Genomic DNA, 22,794 nt, shown 5'->3' on the forward strand with positions numbered 1-22,794 from the left:
GCCCTGGGCCGCGCCGCCGCCCACGACCTGGTCCGCCGCGCCGCCGGCCGCCCCGACTTCCGGGCGGCGCTGCTGGCCGAGGCGGAACTGCGTGCCCACCTGACCGAGGCAGACGTCGACGCCGCCCTCGACCCGGCCGGTTGGCTCGGCAGCGCCGGGCAGTTGGTCGACCGCGCCCTCGACCTGCACCGCGAGGCGATCCGAGGCCCGAGCGTGACCGCCGGACCGCACCGCGAGGCGCAGTCGTGACCGGCGCGCTGCACTACGCCGTCGACGGCCCGCCGGATGCGCCGGTGCTGCTGCTCGGCAGCTCCCTGGGTACCACCGGTGCGATGTGGCAGCCGCAGGTGGCGAAGCTGGCCGAGCGGTACCGCGTGGTCCGCTACGACCATCTCGGCCACGGCGGTTCGGCGGTGCCGGCCGGGCCGTACACCATCGACCTGCTCGGCCGGAAGGTGCTGCGGCTGCTGGACGACCTGGGCGTGACCCGGGTCCACTATGCCGGGCTCTCCCTCGGCGGGATGGTCGGCATGTGGCTGGCCGCGCACGCCCCCGAGCGGATCGACCGCCTCGCCCTGCTGTGCACCTCCGCACTGCTCGGGCCGGCGGACGGCTGGCGGGCTCGGGCCGCCGCCGTCCGTGCCGGTCGGCTGGACGGCATCGCCGACGCGATCGTCGAGCGCTGGTTCACCCCCGCCTTCGCCGCGACCCATCCGGACACCGTCGCCGCCTACCGGAAGATGCTGGTCAGCACGCCCGCCGCCGGGTACGCCGGCTGCTGTGCGGCCATCGCCGCGATGGACCTGCGCCCGGACCTGGCCACGATACGGGCCTCGACGCTTGTGGTCGGCGCGGCCGACGATCCGGCGACCCCGCCGGAGCAGGCGGCCGCCATCGCCGAGCGGATCCCGTCGGCCCGCCCGGTGCTGCTCGCCGGCGCGGCGCACCTGGCCAACGTCGAGCAACCCGAGGCCGTCACCCGACTGCTCGTGGACCATCTCGACCCGGAAGGCGCGGTGAGCTGATGACCGACCAGCAGCGGCACGAGGCCGGGATGGCGGTACGCCGGCAGGTGCTCGGCGACGCGCACGTCGACCGCGCCATCGCCGGCACCGACGAGTTCACCACCGACTTCCAGGACCTGATCACCCGGTACGCGTGGGGCGAGATCTGGACCCGGGAGGGGCTGGACCGGCGTACCCGCAGCTGCATCACCCTCGCCGTGCTGGCCACCCTGCACCACGACGAGGAACTGGCCATGCACGTACGCGCCGCCCTCCGTAACGGCCTGACCTCCGACGAGGTGGGGGAGGTGCTGCTCCAGGTGGCCGTCTACGCTGGTGTGCCGGCGGCGAACCGGGCGTTCAAGGTGGCCCAGGAGACGCTGCGGCAGGAGGCCCGGTGAACGACGAGGCGTCGGCCCGACCCGGCGAGTTCGTCCAGTCGCTGGAGCGCGGTCTGGCGGTGATCCGGGCCTTCGACGCCGAACATCCGCAGCTGACCCTCAGCGAGGTGGCCCGGGCCACCGGGCTGACCCGGGCCGCCGCCCGCCGCTTCCTGCTCACCCTGGTCGAACTCGGCTACGTACGCACCGACGGGCGGCTGTTCTCGTTACGTCCGCGCATCCTCGACCTCGGCTACGCCTACCTGTCCAGCCTGAGTCTGCCCGAGGTGTCCCGGCCGCACATGGAGGCGCTGGTGGCGCAGGTGCACGAGTCCTGCTCCGTGTCGGTCCTCGACGGTGACGAGGTCGTCTACGTCGCCCGGGTGCCCACCAAGCGGATCATGACGGTGGGGATCAGTGTCGGCACCCGGTTCCCCGCGTACGCCACGTCGATGGGCCGGGTGCTGCTCGCCGGGCAGCCGCCCCGATGGCGCGACGACTATCTCGCCACGGCGCAGCTGCGCCCGCTGACCCGGCGCACCGTGACCGATCCGGCGAAGCTGCGCGACATCCTGACCAGGATCGCCACCGAGGGGTACGCCCTCGTCGACCAGGAACTGGAGGAGGGGCTGCGGTCGCTGGCCGCGCCGATCCACGGCGACAACGGCTCGGTGGTGGCCGCGGTGAACGTCTCCGCCCATGCCAGCCGCGGCTCGTTCGAGATGATCCGCAAGGAGCTGCTGCCACCGCTGCTGGCCACCGCCAAGCGCATCGAGGAGGACCTGAGCGCCGGTCCCGGTCGCTGACCCCGGTCTGTGCGCCACGGCGAATCGGCCCGGGGCGGCCCGTCCGCGTACCACCATGTGGGGGACGGCGAACGGGGGGCGAGATGCGCGAGCTGCTGCTGGTCATCACGCTGGGCGTCGTCGTGCTGGTCGGCACCACCATCGGCGGCCGGTACCGGGTCGCCCCGCCGGTGCTGTTGATCAGCCTGGGTGCCCTGGTGGCGCTGCTGCCCCCGTTCTCGCACGTGGTACTGGCACCCGAGGTGGTGTTGCTGCTGTTCCTGCCGGCGATCCTGTACCGGGAGAGCCTGGTCACCAGCCTGCGGGAGATCAGAGCGAACATCGTGGTCATCGCCCTGCTGGCGATCGGCCTGGTCGGGGTCACGATGGTCGCGGTGTCGCTGGTCGTGCAGCGCTTCGGCGTCGACCCGGCGGTGGCCTGGGTGCTCGGCGCGGTGCTCGCCCCGACCGACGCCGCGGCGGTGGCCGGGCTGGCCAAGCGGATGCCTCGCCGGCTGCTGACCACCCTGCGCGCGGAGAGCCTGGTCAACGACGGTACCGCCCTGGTGCTGTTCGCCATCGCGCTCGGTCTGCTCGGCGGGGGCGCCGCACCGAACGCCTTCGAACTCGTCGAGCGGATCGGCCTGTCCTTCCTCGGCGGCATCGCCGCCGGCATGGTGGTCGGCACGGTGGTGATCCTGATCCGCAAGCGCCTCGACGATCCGCTGCGGGAGGGCGCGCTGAGTGTGCTCACCCCGTTCGCCGCCTTCCTGCTCGCCGACAGCATCCATGAGAGTGGGGTGCTCGCGGTGGTGGTCGCCGGTCTGATGCTCTCCTACGCCGGTCCCCGGGTGATCCGGGCCCGGTCCCGAATCCTCGCGCTGTCCTTCTGGGACCTGACCACCTTCCTCGTCAACGGTGGACTCTTCGTGCTGGTCGGCATGCAGATTCCGCGTGCGGTGCAGAACGTCACGAGCGTCTCCGTGGGCCGGGCCGTCGTGATCGCGCTCGTGGTGGCCGGGGTGCTGGTGGCGGTGCGGATGCTGTGGCTGCACCTGATCGCCGGCGTGGCCCGGCTGGTGGAGCGGCGTGAGTCGCAGCTCGCGCGCCAGGTCAACTGGCGGGCGCGTACCGTAGCGGGTTGGGCTGGTTTCCGTGGTGCGGTCTCGCTGGCGGCGGCGCTCGCCGTGCCGTTGACCGCCCAGGACGGCAGCCCGGTGCCGGAACGGGATCTGATCATCTTCGCCGTCGCCACGGTGATCCTGGTGACCTTGCTGGTGCAGGGCACCACCCTGCCGTTCCTGATGACCTGGGCCGGGCTGCACGGTGATCCGGCACGGGCCGCGGAGTCGCGGCGGGCGCAGCTGAATGCCACCCAGGCCACCCTCGACGCGCTGCCCGACCTCGCCGACCGGGTGGGTGCCGAGGCGGAGATCCTGCACCGGCTCCGCGCCGAGTACGCGGGTCATCTCAACGCGATGCAGGTTGAGCCGGAGGACGAGTCGCTGACCGACCGGGAGGTCGAGCGCCAACTGCGCCTGGCCGCCGTCGAACACAAGCGACGCGAGATCACCGGGATGCGCGACCGGCGGGAGATCGACGACACCGTGTTGCAGGAGTTGCAGGCCCGGCTGGACGTCGAGGAGATCCGTCTGCTCGGCCCGATGGCCTCCGAGTGACGGCTGCTCGGCGGGCTGCCGCTCAGCCGGCGAGCCCGCTCGGCCGGCTGCCGCCCCCGCCTGCCGGAAGTGCGAGAGCGACCGTGAGGTCGAGCAGACTGCTGGGGTCGGTGAGCCGGTCGCCGTAGAGTTGGCGCAGTTGACCCATCCGGTAACGCACGGTCTGCGGGTGGACGAAGAGGTCGGCGGCGACGTCGTCCCGCCGTCCCTGGTGCAGCAGCCAGGAACGCAGCGTCTCGGTGAGTCGCTCGGCGGTGGCGGCGGGCAGCGCGGCGAGCGGTTGCAGGACCCGGGTACGCAGATCGGCGAGCGCCTCGACGTCGGCGCTGAGCAGCAGCTCGGCCAGGTGCGCTTCGGTATCCAGAGGTTCACCTTCGGTGGGTCGGGCGACATCGAGCGCGACCACCCGGACCACCCGCCGGTACGACGAACAGACCCGAGCCCAGGGACGGGCGGGCCCCAGCACCGCGTGACGTCCGTGCAAGACTCGGGCGAGCTGCCGGCGACGGTCACCGTGCATGTCCGGTACGAGCAGCACCGCGGTCTCCTCGCCGGGCTCGCCGGCCGGCAGTTCCTCGCTGCTCTCCAGGGTGTGTTCGCCCAGCAGGGCGAGCGCCCCGCGCAGCTTCGCCTGCGGCAGCAGCGCCACGGTGAGGGTCTGTGGCACCGGCCAGTCGGCCCGCGCGGCGCTGCGCAGCAACACGTCCTCCGCCTCACCGGCGAGTAGCTGCTGGGTGAGCCGTTCCAGGTTCCGCCGCCGGGCCCGGCCCACGCTGGCCAACTCGTCGGCATGCCCGGCGACGCTGGCGGCCGAAAGCTCGTCGATGTAGGCGAACATCAACTCGGCGAACTCGGCCACCGTGGCGGCGGGCAGGCCGGTCGCCACGGTGGCGGCGGCCAGCTCCCGCCAGGAGACCCGGGCACCCACCCGGTACGCGGCCAGCAGCGCGTCCACGCTGCGGCCCGATCGGGCCTCGCCGCTGCCCAGGGCGTACGCGGCCTCCAGCGCCGGGACCAACGGGGTGCTCGGGTCGTTGACCTGCGGACGGTCGGCGGCCTGGGACTGTTCGAGTATTTGCAGGAAGGTGCCCAACGCGATCTGCACCGCGTTCTCAATCTTGTCCCGCATCTGTCCGGTGAGCGTGCCGGAGTAGCTGGGCACCTCGGCCGTGATCGCGGTGACGGTCTGCCCGGCGACCAGCGGCAGCCGGTCGCGCAGTTCTCGGGCCACCCGCTGGTCCAGTTCGATGCGGGCCGCCCGATTGGTCGTTCCGGATGGTTCCGCCACGGTTGTTCTCTCCGCACAAAAGGGGTGGATCGCTTTACCTTCGCAGACCAAGAGTTTATGCCAAAGTGCCGCGACCATCGTCGTATGACCGCCACCGTTCCACCACCGGGCACGACGAGATCGTTTCGGCGCCGTCTGTGGCGGCTCGTCGAGACGGTGACCACGCCGGTACTACCCGGCGACTACCTCGACCTGGTCGCCCCGCTGCGTGCCGGTGCCGACCTGCGTGGCCGGATCGTCGCCGTGCACCCGGAAACCCCGGACGCGGCGACCCTGCTGATCCAACCCGGCCGCAGCTGGCGCGGCCACGTTCCCGGCCAGTACGTCCGGCTCGGTGTCGACGTCGACGGGGTGCGCCAGTGGCGGGCCTACTCGGTCACCTCGGCCCTCGGCGGCCGGGGTACCGCACCGATCTCGGTGACGGTGAAGGCGATCCCCGACGGCGTGGTGAGCAACCACCTGGTGCGCCGGATCCGGCCGGGCACGATGGTGCAGCTCGACCAGGCGCGCGGGGACTTCGTGCTGCCGGAGCGCGTACCGTCGCGGGTGCTGTTCCTCACCGCGGGCAGCGGCATCACCCCGGTGGCCGGGATGCTGCGCTCGGGGGCGCTGGCCGGCAGCGACGTGGTGCTGGTGCACTCGGCGCCCACCGCCGCGGACGTGGTCTTCGGCGCTGAGCTGCGCGGCCTCGCCGAACGCGGCGCCATCCGCCTGGTGGAGCGGCACACCGCGGTCGAGGGCCTGCTGGAGGTGGCCGAACTCGACACCCTGGTCCCCGACCACCTGGAACGCCAGACCTGGGCGTGTGGCCCGCGCGGGCTGCTCGACGCGGCGGAGGAACACTGGTCGGCACGCGGCCACGCGGCCCGGTTGCACACCGAGCGGTTCCGTCCCACGGTGATCACCGCCGGTGACGGCGGCACCGTCACCTTCACCCGCTCGTCGGTGACCGTGGCGGCGGCGGGCGGCACCCCGCTGCTCGACGCCGGCGAGAACGCCGGCGTGCTGATGCCGTCGGGTTGCCGGATGGGCATCTGCTTCGGCTGCGTGCTGCCGCTGCGGCAGGGCGCGGTCCGCGACCTGCGTAACGGCCAACTCACCACCGCCCTGCCGGGCGACGGCGTACGCGTGCAGACCTGTGTGTCCGCCGCCGCCGGCCCGTGCGAACTCGAGATCTGATCGGAGACCCACCGACGTGACCGTGATTCAGAAAAAGGCCGAGAACCCGATCGCTCACCTCACCGCCGAGGACATCGAGACCCTCGGCAAGGAACTCGACGCCATCCGGGAGCGGGTGATCGCCTCCCGGGGCGAACGGGACGCCGCGTACATCCGCAAGGTGATCTCGACGCAGCGGAAGTTGGAGATCGGCAGCCGGGTGGTGTTGCTGTTCTCGCTGTTTCCGCCGGCCTGGATCGTCGGCACCGCCGGGCTGTCGGTGGCGAAGATCCTGGAGAACATGGAGATCGGGCACAACGTCCTGCACGGCCAGTGGGACTGGATGCGCGACCCGAAGATCCACTCAACCAGTTGGGAGTGGGATCACGTCGCCCCGGCCGAGCAGTGGAAGCAGTCGCACAACGAGCTGCACCACCGGTTCACGAACGTGGTCGGCAAGGACAACGACCTCGGCTACGGCATCATGCGGGTCGACGAGGACCAGCCCTGGCACCCGGCTCATCTCGGGCAGCCGCTCTACAACTTCCTCAACGCCTGCTTCTTCGAGTACGGCATCGCCGCGTACGACCTCGACCTGGGTAACAAGCTGAAGGACGGGGGGCACAAGGACCCCGAGTTCCGGCGCCGGGTCCGCGCGGTCGGCCGGAAGATCCGCCGCCAGTTTCTCAAGGACTACCTGCTGTTCCCGGCGTTGTCCGGCCCGTCGTTCCTGCACACCCTGGCCGCCAACTTCACCGCGAACCTGGTCCGCAACCTGTGGAGCCACTCGGTGATCATGTGCGGGCACTTCCCGGAGGGGGTGGAGACCTTCGAGAAGACCTCGATCGAGGGGGAGACCCGGGGGGAGTGGTACGTGCGGCAGATGCTGGGCTCGGCCAACATCAGCGGCAGCCGGCTGATGCACATCATGACCGGCAACCTTTCGTTCCAGATCGAGCATCACCTCTTCCCCGACCTGCCGAGCAACCGCTACCAGGAGATCGCGCCGGAGGTGCGGGCGCTGTTCGACAGGTACGGGCTGAAGTACACCACCGGCTCGCTGCCCCGGCAGGTCTTCTCCGCGTGGAAGAAGGTCTTCCGGCTCGCCCTGCCGAACCGCCGCCAGCCAGCGGCCCCCGCCACCCCACTCGACGACTCCACCAGCCACCCCACCCGGGAACTCGTCGCCGCCTGACCGCCGCGCCGCCACCTCGTCTCGGCGTGCAACTTCAGGGTTGTTGCTGCCTACTGGTCCCGCTGACCCTGCAACGACCCTGAAGTTGCTCAGCGGGGAGCGTTTGCGGGGGCGGAGGTCAGGCTCAGCGGCGGTTGGGGTAGTTGTGGGTGGACTGGCGGCCCTTGACGAAGGCCAGCACGATCACCGCGGCGAGCGCGATGATGCCGATGATGACCAGCCAGCGGACCGCTTCCAGAAGCAGCCCGAGCAGGACCAGCGCCCCGGCGACGACGCCGACGACCCAGAGCAGGGCACGCATCTCCACCTCCCACCCGGCCGCCCGGCCGGTCCGGGCGCGGTTGCTGGCCCGGCTACCCGTTTCCGACCGCATCATGCCGTCCGTGTGGGTGAGCGACCCGATTCAGTCAGGAAGTTTCCCCAGGTAGACGGTGTTGGCGGACGCGCCGCCGGTCAGCGGGTTGGCGAACCGCACCACGTGACTGTGGTGGGTGGGGAAGACGGCGGCCAGGTCGGCTTCGAAGTCCGGGTCCGGTGGATCGTCCGACCAGAGGGCGAACACTCCGCCCGGATGCAGCAGCCGTGCCAGCCGGCGCAACCCGTCCGGCCGGTAGAAGGCGGCGTGGCTCGGGTGCAGCGGGTGCCGGGGGGAGTGGTCGACGTCCAGCAGCACCGCGTGGAAACGACGCCCGGCGTCGTCGGGGTCGAGGCCCTCCGGACCGGCCACCCGGGCGAAGAAATCGGCCCGCACCAGCCGGGTACGCGGGTCCTCGGCCAGTCCGGCGGCGAAGGGCAGCAGGCCGCGCCGATGCCAGTCGATGACGTCTTCGACCGCCTCCACCACCAGCAGGGAGGCGACCCGGTCGTCCGCCAGCGCGGTGCGGGCGGTGTAGCCGAGGCCCAGCCCGCCGACGACGACGTCGAGACGGTCACCGGCCAGCGCCGCCAACCCCAACCGGGCCAGCTCGACCTCACCGACGGTGAACAGGCTCGACATCAGGAACTCGTCGTCGAGCTTGACCTCGTACACCTCCACGTCGAGCCGAGGATCGCGACGCCGCCGCAGACTGATCTCGCCAATCGGTGTCGGACGCCAGGCCAGTTCCTCGAAACGTACGCTCACCGCCGGCATGTTACCGGCCGGTGAGCTGCCGCGGGCAGCGTGACGCCCGGTCCCCGAGACATCGACGCAGCGCATATCCTGTGCCCCGTTCGTCTCGCCGGAGGGAAAGCGATGCCGTCGCGGCAGGATCAGCTGCACTCGTACCAGTTCACCGTCCAGCGGACGGTGGCCGCGCTGGTGACGCGGGAGACCGATCCGGCGCAGTCCCCGATGCGTCGGCTCGCCGGAGCCGGGATGGCCGGCGTCCTGGTGGCGGTCATCGGGTTGGGGGCCGCCGCCCTGTACGGCCTCTTCACCGGCGGCGGCGCGAAGTGGCGCGACGCCGGTGTGGTCATCGTGGAGAAGGAGTCCGGCGCCCGGTTCGTCTACCGGGAGGAAAAGCTGCATCCGGTGCTCAACTACGCCTCCGCGCTGCTCATCATCGATACGCAGCGGCCGAAGACCGTTCTGGTGTCCCGGCGGTCGATCGACGGGGTGCCGAGGGGGTTGCCGTTGGGCATCCGCGACGCTCCCGATTCGCTGCCCACGGCGGCCCGGCTGGCCACCGCACCGTGGACGGTCTGTTCGGTGCCCCCGACCGAGCCCGCAGCGGCGGCACGCTCGGTGCTGCTGGTGGGCGCCGGCGGCACCGGCGGCCGGCCGCTGGGCCGGGACGCGCTGCTGCTGCGTGCTCCCGACGGCCGGCTGCACCTGCTCTCGCAGCAGCAGCGACACCTGATCCGGGACACCGACCGGGTGCTGGCCGCGCTGGTGACCACCCGTTCCCGGTCGGTGCCGGTGGCCGCCGCGCTGCTCAACTCCGTGCCGGCCGGTCTCGACCTGGCCCCACTGGACCCGCCCGACCTGGGCCGGCGGTCCACCCGGGTCGCCGACGCCCGGATCGGTGACGTGCTGGTGGTGAGCAACTCCGGCGGCGGGCGGCAGTACGCGGTGGTGCTGCGTGACGGGCTCGCCGGCATCACCGAGCTACAGGCCGGTCTGCTGCTCGCCCGCACCGGTCAGCGAAAGCCGGAGCAGATCAGCCTCGGCCGGTTCGCCGCCCTGCCACAGTTGCCCGACCTCGTCCCCGCCGGTCCCGACGCGCCGCCGGTTGCTCCGCCCCGGCTGGCCACGCCGGACCCGGCGACGATCTGCGTGCGAGTGGCTGATGACACCGGCGCGGTCGAGGTGCGGCGGGGTGTGGAACTGCCGGTGCCGGCCTCCGGCCCGGAACAGCCGGCCGACTCGACGACCGCCGACCATGTGCTGGTGGAGCCGGGGCGGGGCGCGCTCGTCGAATCGGTCGCCACGCCGGGTGCCACCGGCGGCGCGATCTCCGTGGTGACCGACCTCGGCCGCCGGTACGCGCTCGCCGGCCCCGAGGTGACCGGCATGCTCGGCTACGCGGACGTGCGACCCGTCCGGCTGCCCGCCGGCGTGGTCAGCCTCGTACCCGCCGGCGCGCCGCTCGACCCGGGCGCGGCCCGCCAGCGCGCCGCCCCCGCCTGACGTGCTCGGACACGCGCCGCGTAAGTGGTAGGAAATTTCTTGGCGCGGGTTGTCGAATCCGGAGACTCTCGCTCGTCGCACTGACGACGGCACGTCAGACCAACCTCAAGGAGCAACCAGATGCGTACCCTGATCGCCACCGCGTTCGTCTCGCTCGACGGCGTCGTCGAGGCCCCCGGCGGAGAACCGGGCTACCGCAACTCGGGCTGGACCTTCAACGACATCGCGTTCGACGAGGCGGCCTACGAGATCAAGGGCCGTGAGCAGGACGAGGCCACCGCGATGATGCTGGGCCGGGTCAGCTACCAGGCGTTCGCGCCGGTGTGGCCGAAGATGACCGAGGAGTTCGCCGGCTACAACGCGATGCCGAAGTACGTCGTGTCGACGAGCCTCAAGGAGCAGGACCTGGTGTCCAACTGGGGGGAGACCGTCATTCTCCGTTCGCTCGACGACGTCGCCGCGCTCAAGCAGACCGAGGGCGGCCCGATCAGCATCCACGGCAGCGCCACGCTGCACCGCAACCTCTCCGACGCCGGCCTGATCGACCGCTACCACCTGCTGGTCTTCCCGGTGCTGCTCGGCGCGGGCAAGCGGCTGTTCTCCGACACCGACCGGGACAAGCAGAACCTCAAGCTCGTCGAGAGCGAGTCCTACTCCAACGGCATCCAGAAGCTGGTCTACGACGTCGTCCGCTGACCGGTCGACCGGACCCGCCGGTGGTGCCGATCCGTCCCGCGTGACCGTCGAACCGAGGTGGGTACATCTGTTGTCGCTCCGACGACAACAGATGTACCCAACGAGCCGACGACCTGCGTCAGCAGGTAACCGACGTCCTCGGGGTCGACCACCTTGGCATGGGAGACGCTCCACGAGCAGGCCCGCCGTGGTCGTTGTGCCGACGCCGAAGGCGAGGTTCCGGGGCGCTGCTTGCCGGGCTGACGGTTGCCTACTGGTACTCGGCCGCGACGTCCTCCGCCTCGGCGAGAAACTCGTCCAGCTCGGCGTCGGTCAGGTTCTTGTCGAGGAGTATCTGGACGAGGACGAAGATCTCGGCGTCGAGCACGGTTTCGGCGGGCATGGTGTCGACCAGCTCCGGCTCGCCGAGGGCAGCGCGGGCGAGACCCTCCATGTCGAGGGCCGGCGGGGTGCCCCCGTCTGGGTAACGGGCACGGATCGTCGACACCCAGGCCGCGACGTCGGTGGGCGTCGCGTCGGGGGCGAACTGCCGGTTGACGGCCAGGGCGAACGCGGCTCCGATGACGTAGGGGGCGCCGGCCTGGCCGCTTCGGCGGATCTCGTCGCACAGTGCGTCGGCGGTGTCCCAGTCGGCCCGAGCCATGGCCCGGATGAGATCGCTGTACGGCTGTTCGTGCACCATGCCTCATTCGTTGGGTAGGGCGGTTCGCGGGTCACGCCTGTCGGGTCAGGCCGACGAGCGTGGCGAGCCGGGTGACGTCGGCTGGGGAGTTGCCCGCGCGAAGCACGGCAGCGAGCGCGGCGCGTCCGGCGGGCCGCACGCGTGCTTCAGCGGGGGCGATGCGGTCGGCGGCGATCAGGGCGCGTCCGGCGGCCTGAGGGTCGCCAAGGGCAAGGTGGGCTCGGGTGATGTCGATCAGGTGACCGGCGCGGTGTTCGGCAGGCAGCCGATGCCAGGCATCGGTGCTGACGGCGAGTTTGTGGGTGGCGATGGCGAGGCCGTTGTCACCGAGGCCGGTGGCGATCAGGGCGCGGGCGAGGTCAACCACAGTCGGCCCGAACCCACCACTGCGGCCGTGCCGGTGGGCGAGGCAGGCGGCCTGATCGGTCAGGTTGCCGGCGGTGGTGGCGTCGCCGCAGGTGGCGGCGGCGAGGGCGGCTTCGACGAGCAGAGTGCCGGTGAGGGCGAGGTCCTCCGGTGGGCTGGTGGGGGAGGGCGTCGGGTCGAGCCGGTGCAGGGCGGTACGGGTGACGGCCAGCGCCAGCCGGCCGCGCCGCACGGCACGCAGCGCCTGCGCCAGGCCGACCACCGCGATCGCGGTACGCCGCGGGTCGTCGCCGGCAGCGGTCATCGCGCGGTCGGCGGCCAGCCAGGCCAGGTCGGGTTCACCGAGTTTGACCAGGACCTGCGCGGCCAACCGGTACACCCGTACCAGCAGGTCGCCAGTGGACACCGGCATGCCGACGCCGGAGGCGGGTCGCGCGTCGGCAAGCAGGTCGGGCAGGATCCGGAGCAGCTGCGGATACTGGGCGTGCCGGTACGCGGCGAGCGCGTATTCGACCTGACGGTGTAGGCCTGCCGAGGCGACGCAGCCGGTGGCCGGTTCGTACCGGGCCAGGGCTTCGCGCACCCGTTCCACGGCGACGCTCATCTCGGTGACCGTCGGCTGCGGGCCGTCCCGGCCGACCAGCACGCCGGTGGCGACCCCGAGCGCCCCGGCGACCGTCTCGATCACCGACAGCCGGTCGAGCCGGCGGGCACCCCGTTCGATCTTGTCGACCCAGCTCTTCGACTTGCCGATCCGGTCGGCGAAGACCTGCTGACTCATCCCACGGCGGACCCGTAGCTGCGCGATGCGCCGCCCGATCGGCAGCTCCTGCCGGCCACCGCCGGTCATCGCCGCGCCGCCGGACCGATGGCCTCCGTGGACGCTCCGCAGCGCGGGCACCACCGCGCCTTCACCTTGAACGCGAACAGCCCGGCGAGAAACCCCAGCAGTACGCCACCGAGCACCATCATCGCCACTCTCATGTGGTCAGTTCAGCCAGTCGCGACAGTCATGTGAGGAGGTGCGCGTGGTGCCTACCGGTGCGGACCGGTGGCGAGGGCGCTTTCGTCCGCACCTCTCCGTTACTCTCCGTGTGACGACCGTCGCAGGTGAGGGGTGAGGCGTGGTATCCAGCGGAGAGGTGATCACCCGGCTGCTGGCCGAGGTGGGCTGGCAGCCCGAACAACTCGCCCGACGTCTGAATGAGTGCGCCGAACGGCATGGCCGCACGGAGCGGTTGCATGTCAAGACTCCGTACAAGTGGAAGAAGGGCGACGCGCCTCGTAACCCCTGGCCCTCGCTGACCGCCGCCCTGCTGTCCGAGCAGTTGCAACGGACGATTACTCGTGATGAGCTGGGCTGGCCCGATGACGGTTTCGAGGCGGTACCCGCCTCGGCTGGTCTGGAACTGCCCTGGTGCCCAGCCGGGGCCTTGCGGGCTGCCGAGGTGGTGAACGAACCTGAGGGGATGATGCACCGACGGATGTTTCTCACTCTGCTCGGTTCCGCACTGACCTCACCTGCGCACGAATGGCTGATCTCCCAACCTCCGCGAGCAGTGGCGTCGTCCAGAGGCCGACCGATCTCCGGCGAGGTTGTCGACCACCTGGACACGGTGACCGCCAGCCTCCGTCGCATGGACGATCATCTCGGCAGCGGCCAGACCCTCGGCATGGTCCGCCAGCATCTGAGCACGGTGGTCGATGTGCTGCGCGATCGCAGCTACACCGACAGCGTCGGCCGACGCCTCCACTCCACCGCTGGGGAACTGCTGCGGCTTGCTGGTTGGCTCTCGTTCGACGGTGGCCATCACAGCCAGGCCCAGCGTTTCTGGATCGCCGGGCTTTACCAGGCCCATACGGCCGGCGACCGCGGCCTCGGGGCAAACATCCTCGGGTTCATGTCCTGCCAGGCCAAAGACCTCGGTCAACTCCGTCAGGCCATCACTCTTGCCGAGACCGCGCGAGCGAGCTATCCGCAATCGAGCCCGAAGGTATCCACGATTCTCGACCTGAGGGCTGCGGAGGCGTACGCCAACAACCAGTCGGTGACCGACACCCGCCGGGCGCTCGACAGCGCCTTCGACCGGCTGACGGACAGCCCACCGGAGTACGGCGACCCGGACTGGTCCTACTGGATCAACGAGGCGCAGGCTCACGCCCAGGCCGGATACTGCTATGTCAAGCTCGAACACTGGTCCCGTGCACGGGAGCACCTGCGAGCAGCGCTGCGGCTACAGAGCAGCGAGTACAGCCGGGAGGCCGCCCTGCGCAACGCTCTGCTCGCCACCACCTACGTGCGGCAGGCGCAGCCTGACCTTGACAGGGCACTGGCTCTTGGCGAGCGGGCCGTCCGGACGCTCACCGGTCAGGTCACCTCCGCCAGGTGCACCAAACACGTACGCAATCTGGTCGGCGCTCTCGCTCCCTATCGGCGTACCCCCGCCGTCCGTCGCTTCTGTCTGGACGCCAGGGAACTCATCTCCGCGTGACCCTGCATACGGCGGTGCGCAGTGGCTTCACATGTACTCTGCCGCGACCGCCTCCGCCTCCGCCACGAACTCGTCGAGTTCTGCTGGGGTCAGTCTCTTCTCAAGTAGCAGCTGTCCCAGGACGAATACCTCGGCCGCGAGCATGGTCTCGGCGGGGATATTGTCGATCAGCTCCGGTTCGCCGAGGGCGGCGCGGATCAGACCCTCCATCTCCAGGGCCGGCAGTGTGTCCCCGTCCGGATAGCGGGCCCGGGTCGCGGACACCCAGGCGGCCACATCGCTGGGAGTGGCCTCGGTAGGAAAGTGCCGATGGACGGCGAGGGTGAATGCCGCTCCAATGACCTGGAGGCCGCCGACCCAGCCACCCCGGCCAATCTCGGCGACGAGAGCCTCGGCGGCGTCCCAGTCAGCTCGGGCCAAGGCCCGGATCAGATCGCTCAACGCCTGGACCGTCAACGCCTCAACCTCGCTATCGTCTTGCCGATCGTCTTCGCGAACCATCGCGCACCCACGCCTACCAGCAGGCCGACTATCACAAGATTCCCGGCAGCCTCTGCGCTGTCAATCTTCGGTCGTGCTGATTGGTTGGGGATCGTGGGGATACCGGTCCCGGTGGAGTGCGTCCCGTCGGAGGAGCCCTTGGGGCCCCGGAGCAACTTGACCATTTGCTGTGCGGCGTCCGTCGCGTTAACTGCGTTGTCCTGTAGCTCGTCTGCCTTCCGTACGGACCGGTTCAGGATTCCCCGCATCCGTTGGCGGCCGAGGTCGCGGCGGTCGCTGTCGGACACGAGGTCTTCGCCGGAGGGTGGGCCGGACGGGGCGACGGTTGCTTGCGGTACCGAGCCCGGGCGATGGCGTTCAGGTACGCGGTGACATTCCGGGCGGCCTCGCTGCTCAGCCGGGCGAGCCGGTGGGCCTTGTCGACACCGGTGCGGCTGTGGCTCACCGCCGTGCGGATGGTCGGGTGGTCGGAGCCTCTGCCGGCCGTCGCGTATCGGGTGTTCGCCTCGGCGACGTCCGTGGCGGCTCGCGCCGCCTGCACCGCGAGACCGTCCAGTTGGTCAACTGCAGATCGGAGCTGGGCGATGACCTGAGCGAGCGGGCCGCTCACCCCAGCAGCTTCCGGTACGCGCTGCCGTTCTCCTGGGCCGTGCCGATGACCCGCAGGGTCAACGTGACCTCGCGGATGGCGTCCGCGATCGCCGTGCGGGCCTCTTCCGCTTCGGCCCGTCTGCTGTCGTGCAGGGTGGCGAGCGCCAGCCCGGATACCTCGTCCAGGGCCGCGCCGACGCCCTCGATCGTGACCTTGCCCTGGTCGAGCAGGTGGTTCGCCTCATCGAGGGCGGCCTTGACCTCGCCGATGCTCACGGGTCACCCGAGCACGCTGATGTACTGCCGGGCCGCCTGGGTGCTGCCCTGGAGCACCGTCGCCGCCTCGACCAGCCGCTGCTTGCTCTGCTCGGCCCGGTTGATCGCCTCGCCGATGGCGGGATGACCGGTGCCGGCCGCGACCGCCCGCAGCCGAGAGATCACCTGTTCGGTGCCGTCGATGGCGGCCCGGATCTGGTTCGTCGTCGCGTTGCACTGCTCGGCTGCCTGGGCGAGCTCGGCCTTCACTTGCTCGATGCTGGCCATGGCGTCCTTCCGGTCCACCGCACGGGTCACTGGTCAGTCACGTTTCGTGGCGAGGCAGACACTATCCAACATGAATCGTCCTCCGCAGCCCCTGTCGGTGGTTCCCACCCCGAAGCCGAATCGGCGTGGCGGCGGGGCATCCGTGCGGGACGGGCTCAGCCGTGCCAGGACCGCCAGAGGGCGGCGTAGGCGCCACCGGCGAGAACGAGGTCGTCGTGGCTGCCGAGTTCGGTGATCCGGCCGTCCTCCAGCACCGCCACCCGGTCGGCGTCGTGCGCGGTGTTGAGCCGGTGGGCGATGGCGATGACGGTACGCCCGTTGACCACGGCGGCGAGGGCCCGTTCGGTGCGCCGGGCGGTCGTCGGGTCGAGCGCGGCCGTCGCCTCGTCGAGGATCAGGATCTGCGGGTCGGCGAGCACCAGCCGGGCCAGCGCGAGCTGTTGGGCGTCGGCGGCACCGAGTTCACGAGCCCCGTCGCCGAGTTGCGTGTCGAGTCCGTCGGGCAGGGCGGCGTACCAGTCGGCGCCCACCGCGACCAGTGCGGCGCGCATCTGCTCGTCGGACGCGTCGGGGGCGGCGAAGGCGAGATTGTCGCGCAGCGTACCGATGAAGACGTGATGTTCCTGGGTGACCAGGGCGATCCGGCGACGCCGCTCGGCCAGGTCGAGGTCGGTGACCGCGAGGCCGTCGAGGCTCACCACACCCTCGCGCGGCACGTCGATTCCGGCGAGCAGCCGGGCGAGAGTGGACTTTCCCGCCCCGGAAGGGCCGACGATGGCGAGGCGTTCGCCAGGACGCACCACCAGATCGATCCCGTGCAGCACGTCGGGGCCGTCGGCGTACGAGAAGCGGGCACCGCGCACCACGAGCCGCCCGGACCGGGCGGGCGTCGGCACGCGTGGTCGCGGTGTGCCGGCGGCGGTTGCGGCTTCGGTCTGCTGGCCGACACCGAGGACCCGGGCGAACGAGGCGAGGCCGCGTTGGGCCTGTTCCATCCACTGAAGCAGTCGGTCCAGCGGCTCGACCGCCTGCTGAAGGTAGAGCGCCGCCGCGACCACCTGGCCGAGGGTCACCATCCCACGGTCCAGCAGAAGACCGCCGAACAGCAGCACCACCGCGATCGGGAGCGCGTAGCTCGCCTCCACCACCGGGAAGAAGACCGATCGCAGCGCAAGGGTCGCCCGGCGGGTGGCCCACACCCGGCCGATGCGCTGCCGGCCGTACGTGGTGCGGTCGGCACCGAGGCGGAGTGCCTCGACGGTGCGGGCACCCTCCGCGGTCGTGGTCAACGCCTCGGTCAGCTCGGCGGTCGCGGCCCCTTCGGCAAGGTAGGCCGGCCTGGCGCGACGCAGATACCAGCGGGTGACCGCGACGATCGACGGTAGCCCGGTCAGGGCGACCAGGCCGAGTAGCGGGTGCAGCAGAAAGATCGCGCCGAAGAGCAGCGACAACTGCGTCCCGGCGATGACCATGACGGGCATCACGTCCCGCACCGTCGTCCCGACGGTCGCCACGTCCACCGAGCTGCGGGTGGCAAGTTCACCGGTGCCGGCGCGTTCGATGACGGAGATGGGCAGGTCCAGCGCTCGCGCGACGAATGCTTCGCGGAGCCGGGCGACGGCGCGCTCACCGAACCGGTGACCGACGTACTGGGCGTACCGGGCGAGCAGCCCGTGGGCCAGCACACAGCCGCCGATCGCGAAGGCCAGACGGTCCACGGCCGCGGCGCCGGCACCGGCCGTGACCTCGTCGACGATCCTGCCCAACAGCCACGGCGGCGCGAGCCCGGCGACCGCGGCGGCACCGTGCAGCACCAGGACGACGGCGACCGCACGGCGGTCCGCGGCGATCAGGCCCCGCGCGGAGCGGCGGACGATGTGCCGGTCCGCGACGGGCAGCCCGCTCACCGCAGTGGTCCGTCCGCGTCGGCGGACTCGCCGTCCCGGGACACCAGAGCCCGGTAGCGCGGATCCTGTGCGAGCAGTTCGACGTGACTGCCGGCGGCGGTGATCCGGTCGTCGCGCAGGTGTGCGACCAGGTCGGCGCGCCCGAGCAGCAGCGGTGAGGTGGTCAGCACGATGGTGGTCCGTCCGGCCCGCGCCGCCCGGAGCTGCCGCGCGATGCGCGCCTCGGTGTGCGCGTCCACGGCCGAGGTCGGGTCGACCAGGATCAGCACGTCCGGCTCGGCGAGCAGGGCGCGGGCCAGGCGTACGCGTTGCCGCTGGCCGCCGGAGAGGGTCCGGGCCCGGGTGCCGACCGGCATCGCGAGCCCGTCCGGGTGGGCGTCGACCACGTCCGCCGCCGACGCGGTCCGCAGCGCCGTGCGCAGCTCGGAGTCGGCGAGGTCCGTCCGGATCCGCAGGATCTCGCGCAGTGTCCCGGCGAACAGGTAGGAGTCGTGGTCGGCGACGAGGATCCGGGCCCGCACCTCGGCCAGCGCCATGCTGGCCAGCGGTACCCCACCCCAGGTCACGTCGCTGGCGACGAACCGCCCGAGCCGGTCGGCCAACGCGATGGCATCGGCCGGGTTGTCGGCGGCGACGGCCAGCAGCCGCCCGGCGGGTACGGTCAGCCCGGACGCGGGATCGTGCAGGTCGGCGGGCCGGTCCGGTGCCTGACGCGTCCCGCCACCCGGCGACGTCGGGCCGGCCGCGTCCGGCCGCAGGTTGAGCAGCGCGACGATCCGGCGGGCGGCGACCCGCCCCCGGATCACCTGGTAACCGCCTTCGAGCAGGAACCACACCGGCACGATGAGGACCGCCACGTACCCGTAGACGGCCACCATCTGCCCGATGGTGATGTCCCCCGCTGCGGCCATCCGCGCCGCCAGCCACACCACGGCTGCCAGGAACACGCCCGGAATGACGATCGCCAGCGACTCGATCCAGCTGTTCACGGCGCCGACCCGGTACCCCTCGGTCAGCAGCCGCTGCGAGCGGACCGCGTACCGGCGCGCGAACAGTCCCCGCCCACCGACCCCGGCGAGCACGCGCAGCCCGGCCACGATGTCGGCGGCCCGGGTGGTGAGCAGGCCCTGTTGGTGACGGTAGACCGACTCGACCCGCTCGAGGCGGCGCAGCAGCGGCGCGACGAGCAGCACCACCGTCGGCACGCCGAGCAGCACGAACGCCGCCAGCAACGGGGACACCGACCACAGGAGTAAGGCGACGAAGACGTACGCGAGGACGGCCCCGACGCCGGGTCCGGTCATCGTCAGCACCGCCGAGGTGTGGATGATGTCGGCGCCGCCCACCGTGGCGACCTCCCCGGCGGCGAGCCTGCGGGGCAGCACGGCACCGATCCGGGACAGGTGACGCAGCAGGACGGCGGCGGACCGGGCAGACGCGTCCTCCCGGACGAACGTCATCGTGCGGTGCCGCATGATGCCCAGGTAGGCCAGGCCCACCCCGGCGACGACGATCGCGGCGACCCACCACAGCAGCGCCCGGTGGTCCGCGGCGCGCAGTCCATCGTCGATGGCGCGGGCGACGAGGTACGGCCGGGCCGACAACCCGAGCATCCAGGCGGTGCCGATGAGACCGCCGCGCAGCACCCGCCACGGCTGACAGCGGACCAGCCACCAGATGTATCTCAGTGGCCCCCTCGTGTCCGGCGTGCCCGGCTCGGCATGAGGGAGCTGTATGGGCATCGGTCCAGGCTACGGTGAGGCGCGTGACGCTTCCACGCCGATATCAGCCGGGTCGGGCGGCGTGGCGGACGCGGGGGAGCGGCGATCAGGTGGGGCGGCGCAGGATGGTCACGGCGAATTCCGCGTCCTCGCGCCACGGGCGCAGGTCCCAGGTGGCGAAGCGGTGTTCCAGGCGCAGTCCGGCGGCGACCGCGTCGGCGTCGAACTCGGCGACCGGATATCCCCGGTCGGTGCCGAATCCGACCGCCACGACGCCGTCCGGGCGCAGGTGCGCGGCGACCCGGCTGAGCACCTGGCGTTCGGTGCCGGCGGCGACGAAGGCCATCACGTTGCCGGCGAGCACCGCCGCGTCGAACGGCTCGCCCTCGCCGGCCGCCACAAGGTCCAGTTCGGCCAGGTCGGCGACGAGCCAGTGGGGCGCGGGATGGTCGGCGCGGGCGGCGTCGATCAGGACTGGGTCCGCGTCCACCCCGACCACCGTGTGACCCCGTGCGGCCAACTCGGCGCCGACCCGACCGGTGCCGCAGCCGGCGTCGAGGATCCGGCTGGCCGGCGGCACCAGCGTGTCGAGCAGCCGGGCCTCACCAGCCAGATCCGCGCCTTCGGCCGCCAACCGCCGGAACCGGTCGACGTACCACTGCGAGTGCTCGGGACCGGTATCGGTGGCCCATCGGGTCCTGTTGGTCATGTCTGCACCGTATCCGGACCGGCCCAGGGAAGCCGTCCGGCCGCCGGAACCGGACCAACGGCAGGTGTCCGGGGACCATCTCGCGCGCTACCATGTCGTGACTCATGGTGAACCGAACTGTTCCGCCGGCAAGCCCGGGCCCGGCCGTCGGCGCCGATGCCGTGGGCGAACACGGCCGATTGTGGGGGTTGGCCCGCGACACCCTCGACGGCAATTGGGCGGGCGGACACACGGTGCCGTCGCGCACCCTGTACCCGCACCAGTGGAGCTGGGACTCGGCCTTCAACGCGATCGGCTGGGCCCAGCTGCGCCCCGACCGCACCTGGTCGGAGCTGGACAGCCTGTTCCGCGCCCAGTGGCGTGACGGTCGGGTGCCACACATCGTGTTCAACCCGGCGGTGGCTGGCGGCGCCTACTTTCCGGGGCCCGGATTCTGGTCGTCGGACACCGTCGAGGGAACACCCCCGGTGGCCACCTCCGGCCTGGTGCAGCCGCCCGTGCACGCGTTGGCCGCCTGGCACGCGTACCGTCGCGTGCCGTCGGAGGAAGGCCGCGCCGCGTTGCGACGGCTCTATCCGCGCCTGGTGGCGCAGCAGCGCTACCTCGCCACCTGTCGCGATGTCGGCGGTGCCGGGTTGGCCAGCATCGTGCATCCCTGGGAGTCCGGTCTGGACAACAGCCCGGCCTGGGACGCACCGATGTGCGCGGTGTCGGCCGAGGCGGCGGTGATGCGCGCGTACCGGCGGCGCGACACCGTGCACGCCGACCCTGCCCACCGACCCACCGACCTGGACTACGCGCGGTACGTCACCATGGTCACCACGTACCGGGCGGACGGTTTCCGCGACGACAGCCTGGCCGACCGGCATCCGTTCCTGCTGGAGTGTCCGCTGTTCAACGCGGCCATGGGCGCCTCGGAGGTGGCGCTCGCCGGCATCGCCGAGGTGGTCGGCGTCGACCCGGGCCCGCACCGGGACCGGGCCGTCGGGATCACCGAGGCCGTGGTGACCCGGCTGTACGATCCGGACAGCGGTACCTTCCACCCGCGTGACCTGCGTACCGGCCGACTCACGCCGGCCCGTACGGTGCTCGGCCTGACCCCGCTGATCCTGCCCGGCCTGCCGGCGCGACAGATCGAAGCGGTGCTCACCGAGGCCCGCTCGGCCCGCTTCGGGCTCGCTGCCCGGATGACCCGGCCGCTGCCCAGCCACGACCGCACCGCCACCGACTTCGAGCCGCTGCGCTACTGGCGCGGCCCGAGCTGGATGAACATCACCTGGCTGATCCGGCATGGACTGCTGCGGCACGGACACGACCGGTTGGCGGCCGGACTCCGCTCCTCCATGATCGACCTGGTCACGGCGGCCGGATGCCACGAGTACTTCCACCCTGACACCGGTGCCGGCCTGGGCTCGCCAGAGTTCAGCTGGACGGCGGCACTGCTGCTGGACGTGCTGACCGACTGACCGTGCGGCGAGATCTGCCGGCGCCCCGCGGGTGGCGCGTCGGGTGGCGCTGCCCGAAGGCAGGTAGGTTGCTGTCCAGAGTCGGCCGGCTGCCGCGCCGGTTCCGGGCGCCACCGTTGGCGGGCGGCCCCGGTGGGACGGGGAGGTACGCGCATTGAGCCGGGACAGCTTCGACGAGCAGCTCGACCGGCTCGCCGGCGTACTGGCGTTGATGAGCCGGGATGCCGGCGCGGCGATCCGGGGGGCCAGCACCGCGCTGTTGGAGGTCGACCGGGGCGCGGCCGAGACGGTGCTTGCCGGTGACGCCGTGCTGGACGCTCGGCGGGCCGAGGTGGAGGCAATGATCCCGGAGGTGCTGGTGCGGCACCAACCGGTCGCCTCGGATCTGCGCCTGGTGGTGTGCGCGCTGCGGATCGCCGGTGCCCTGGAGCGGATGGGTGACCTCGCGGTGCACGTCGCGAAGGTCGCGCTGCGCCGGCATCCGGTCGGGGTGGTTCCGGAGCCGGCGATGCCGGTGATGACGGCGCTGGCCGAGGCGGCGGCGCAGGTGGCGGACAAGTGCGCACTCGTGCTGGCCACCCGGGACCGGCTCGGCGCGATGCAACTCGGGCTGGACGACGACGAGGTCGACGCCGCCCAGGAACGCCTGCTGTCGCTGCTGGTCTCCGGCTGGCCGTACGGGGTGGAGTCCGCGATCGACCTGGCCCTGCTCGGCCGCTACTACGAGCGTTACGCCGACCAGGCGGTGAACGTCGCCCGTCAGGTCGTCTACCTGGTGACCGGCACGATCCGGCTCTGACGAGGCACGCGAGGGCCGGCGGCCGGCGGTCGGCGGCAGTTTTTTCCGGACATCCCGGTACGCCGCGCCCGCAACGTCACATCCCGGCTCCCCGGTGGCCACTACCGAGCCGGCAAGTTCACTTTTCGTTCACCTGGGTCCGGGCGTCCGGCTACCTGCGCCTCCTAACTTGACTCGCGTACGGCCCGGACGGGCTGATGCACCCCGATAGAGAGGCTTAC

General features: G+C 71.6%; 24 protein-coding genes and 1 pseudogene. 12 read left to right on the plus strand and 13 right to left on the minus strand.

The window, feature by feature from the left end; genetic code table 11:
- The 5 genes and pseudogenes from AC2CHE_RS07430 to AC2CHE_RS07450 all read left to right on the plus strand — a co-directional run.
- Positions 1-249 (plus strand): annotated as a pseudogene (locus AC2CHE_RS07430) (hypothetical protein); the annotation flags it as partial.
- On the plus strand, positions 246-1,025 hold the full coding sequence (pcaD, locus tag AC2CHE_RS07435; RefSeq protein WP_484504148.1) for a 3-oxoadipate enol-lactonase: 780 nt from the start codon (positions 246-248) through the stop codon (positions 1,023-1,025). The pseudogene AC2CHE_RS07430 and the gene pcaD, both read left to right, overlap by 4 nt.
- Positions 1,025-1,405: a 4-carboxymuconolactone decarboxylase gene (gene pcaC, locus AC2CHE_RS07440; protein ID WP_484504149.1), complete on the plus strand. Its 381-nt coding sequence runs from the start codon at positions 1,025-1,027 to the stop codon at positions 1,403-1,405. Before pcaD ends, pcaC begins: the two co-directional genes overlap by 1 nt.
- Positions 1,402-2,190, plus strand: coding sequence for an IclR family transcriptional regulator (locus AC2CHE_RS07445; RefSeq protein ID WP_484504150.1), 789 nt, complete (start codon positions 1,402-1,404; stop codon positions 2,188-2,190). Before pcaC ends, AC2CHE_RS07445 begins: the two co-directional genes overlap by 4 nt.
- An 83-nt stretch (positions 2,191-2,273) precedes the next feature.
- Positions 2,274-3,848 (plus strand): Na+/H+ antiporter, encoded by a 1,575-nt coding sequence (locus AC2CHE_RS07450; protein WP_484504151.1) that lies wholly within the window; start codon positions 2,274-2,276, stop codon positions 3,846-3,848.
- Between the two features lie 22 nt (positions 3,849-3,870).
- Here AC2CHE_RS07450 and AC2CHE_RS07455 read toward each other — a convergent pair whose 3' ends face one another.
- On the minus strand, positions 3,871-5,136 hold the full coding sequence (locus tag AC2CHE_RS07455) for a PucR family transcriptional regulator (protein WP_484504152.1): 1,266 nt from the start codon (positions 5,134-5,136) through the stop codon (positions 3,871-3,873).
- Positions 5,137-5,220: 84 nt separating this feature from the next.
- Between AC2CHE_RS07455 and AC2CHE_RS07460 the strand changes: the two genes are divergently transcribed.
- Positions 5,221-6,315 carry a ferredoxin reductase gene (locus AC2CHE_RS07460; RefSeq protein ID WP_484504153.1) on the plus strand — a complete coding sequence of 365 codons (1,095 nt, stop codon included), beginning with the start codon at positions 5,221-5,223 and terminating at the stop codon, positions 6,313-6,315.
- Between the two features lie 16 nt (positions 6,316-6,331).
- A complete protein-coding gene (locus AC2CHE_RS07465) occupies positions 6,332-7,489 on the plus strand; it encodes a fatty acid desaturase family protein (protein ID WP_484504154.1) in 1,158 nt (385 codons plus the stop codon).
- 124 nt (positions 7,490-7,613) lie between these two features.
- Here the strand turns inward: AC2CHE_RS07465 and AC2CHE_RS07470 are convergent, their stop codons facing one another.
- Both AC2CHE_RS07470 and AC2CHE_RS07475 read right to left on the minus strand, forming a co-directional pair.
- Complete coding sequence (locus AC2CHE_RS07470) at positions 7,614-7,865, minus strand: hypothetical protein (protein ID WP_484504240.1); 252 nt, start codon at positions 7,863-7,865, stop codon at positions 7,614-7,616.
- Between the two features lie 27 nt (positions 7,866-7,892).
- Positions 7,893-8,612 carry a polyamine aminopropyltransferase gene (locus AC2CHE_RS07475; RefSeq protein WP_484504155.1) on the minus strand — a complete coding sequence of 240 codons (720 nt, stop codon included), beginning with the start codon at positions 8,610-8,612 and terminating at the stop codon, positions 7,893-7,895.
- 111 nt (positions 8,613-8,723) lie between these two features.
- Between AC2CHE_RS07475 and eccB the strand changes: the two genes are divergently transcribed.
- Positions 8,724-10,100 carry a type VII secretion protein EccB gene (gene eccB / locus AC2CHE_RS07480; protein WP_484504156.1) on the plus strand — a complete coding sequence of 459 codons (1,377 nt, stop codon included), beginning with the start codon at positions 8,724-8,726 and terminating at the stop codon, positions 10,098-10,100.
- Positions 10,101-10,220: 120 nt separating this feature from the next.
- Positions 10,221-10,796 (plus strand): dihydrofolate reductase family protein, encoded by a 576-nt coding sequence (locus AC2CHE_RS07485; protein ID WP_484504157.1) that lies wholly within the window; start codon positions 10,221-10,223, stop codon positions 10,794-10,796.
- A 250-nt stretch (positions 10,797-11,046) separates the two neighbouring features.
- Here the strand turns inward: AC2CHE_RS07485 and AC2CHE_RS07490 are convergent, their stop codons facing one another.
- From AC2CHE_RS07490 to AC2CHE_RS07500, 3 genes are read right to left on the minus strand one after another with little or no spacing between them, the layout of a single operon-like run.
- On the minus strand, positions 11,047-11,478 hold the full coding sequence (locus AC2CHE_RS07490; protein WP_484504158.1) for a hypothetical protein: 432 nt from the start codon (positions 11,476-11,478) through the stop codon (positions 11,047-11,049).
- Between the two features lie 31 nt (positions 11,479-11,509).
- Positions 11,510-12,694, minus strand: coding sequence for a helix-turn-helix domain-containing protein (locus tag AC2CHE_RS07495; protein WP_484504159.1), 1,185 nt, complete (start codon positions 12,692-12,694; stop codon positions 11,510-11,512).
- Complete coding sequence (locus tag AC2CHE_RS07500) at positions 12,691-12,828, minus strand: hypothetical protein (RefSeq protein ID WP_281562751.1); 138 nt, start codon at positions 12,826-12,828, stop codon at positions 12,691-12,693. The genes AC2CHE_RS07495 and AC2CHE_RS07500 overlap by 4 nt, the downstream gene beginning before the upstream one ends.
- A gap of 140 nt (positions 12,829-12,968) precedes the next feature.
- On the opposite strand from AC2CHE_RS07500, the gene AC2CHE_RS07505 reads away from it, so the two are divergent.
- Positions 12,969-14,336, plus strand: coding sequence for an NsdA family TPR-like regulatory protein (locus AC2CHE_RS07505; protein ID WP_484504160.1), 1,368 nt, complete (start codon positions 12,969-12,971; stop codon positions 14,334-14,336).
- Positions 14,337-14,363: 27 nt separating this feature from the next.
- Here AC2CHE_RS07505 and AC2CHE_RS07510 read toward each other — a convergent pair whose 3' ends face one another.
- From AC2CHE_RS07510 to AC2CHE_RS07540, 7 genes are all read right to left on the minus strand, one after another.
- Complete coding sequence (locus tag AC2CHE_RS07510; RefSeq protein WP_484504161.1) at positions 14,364-14,777, minus strand: hypothetical protein; 414 nt, start codon at positions 14,775-14,777, stop codon at positions 14,364-14,366.
- Positions 14,778-15,069: 292 nt separating this feature from the next.
- Positions 15,070-15,447 (minus strand): hypothetical protein, encoded by a 378-nt coding sequence (locus tag AC2CHE_RS07515; RefSeq protein WP_484504162.1) that lies wholly within the window; start codon positions 15,445-15,447, stop codon positions 15,070-15,072.
- A complete protein-coding gene (locus AC2CHE_RS07520) occupies positions 15,444-15,704 on the minus strand; it encodes a hypothetical protein (RefSeq protein WP_484504163.1) in 261 nt (86 codons plus the stop codon). The genes AC2CHE_RS07515 and AC2CHE_RS07520 overlap by 4 nt, the downstream gene beginning before the upstream one ends.
- A 3-nt stretch (positions 15,705-15,707) precedes the next feature.
- Entirely contained in the window at positions 15,708-16,001 is a 294-nt protein-coding gene (locus tag AC2CHE_RS07525; protein WP_484504164.1) for a hypothetical protein, read from the minus strand.
- A 125-nt stretch (positions 16,002-16,126) separates the two neighbouring features.
- A complete protein-coding gene (locus AC2CHE_RS07530) occupies positions 16,127-17,878 on the minus strand; it encodes an ABC transporter ATP-binding protein (protein WP_484504165.1) in 1,752 nt (583 codons plus the stop codon).
- Positions 17,875-19,620, minus strand: coding sequence for an ABC transporter ATP-binding protein (locus AC2CHE_RS07535; protein WP_484504166.1), 1,746 nt, complete (start codon positions 19,618-19,620; stop codon positions 17,875-17,877). The genes AC2CHE_RS07530 and AC2CHE_RS07535 overlap by 4 nt, the downstream gene beginning before the upstream one ends.
- An 85-nt stretch (positions 19,621-19,705) precedes the next feature.
- Positions 19,706-20,308 (minus strand): class I SAM-dependent methyltransferase, encoded by a 603-nt coding sequence (locus AC2CHE_RS07540; RefSeq protein WP_484504167.1) that lies wholly within the window; start codon positions 20,306-20,308, stop codon positions 19,706-19,708.
- 104 nt (positions 20,309-20,412) lie between these two features.
- On the opposite strand from AC2CHE_RS07540, the gene AC2CHE_RS07545 reads away from it, so the two are divergent.
- Positions 20,413-21,774: an MGH1-like glycoside hydrolase domain-containing protein gene (locus AC2CHE_RS07545; protein WP_484504168.1), complete on the plus strand. Its 1,362-nt coding sequence runs from the start codon at positions 20,413-20,415 to the stop codon at positions 21,772-21,774.
- A gap of 211 nt (positions 21,775-21,985) precedes the next feature.
- Positions 21,986-22,573 carry a phosphate signaling complex PhoU family protein gene (locus AC2CHE_RS07550; RefSeq protein ID WP_484504233.1) on the plus strand — a complete coding sequence of 196 codons (588 nt, stop codon included), beginning with the start codon at positions 21,986-21,988 and terminating at the stop codon, positions 22,571-22,573.
- Positions 22,574-22,794 lie beyond the last annotated feature (221 nt).

It is taken from the genome of Micromonospora sp. ATLC16 (genome assembly GCF_057196645.1).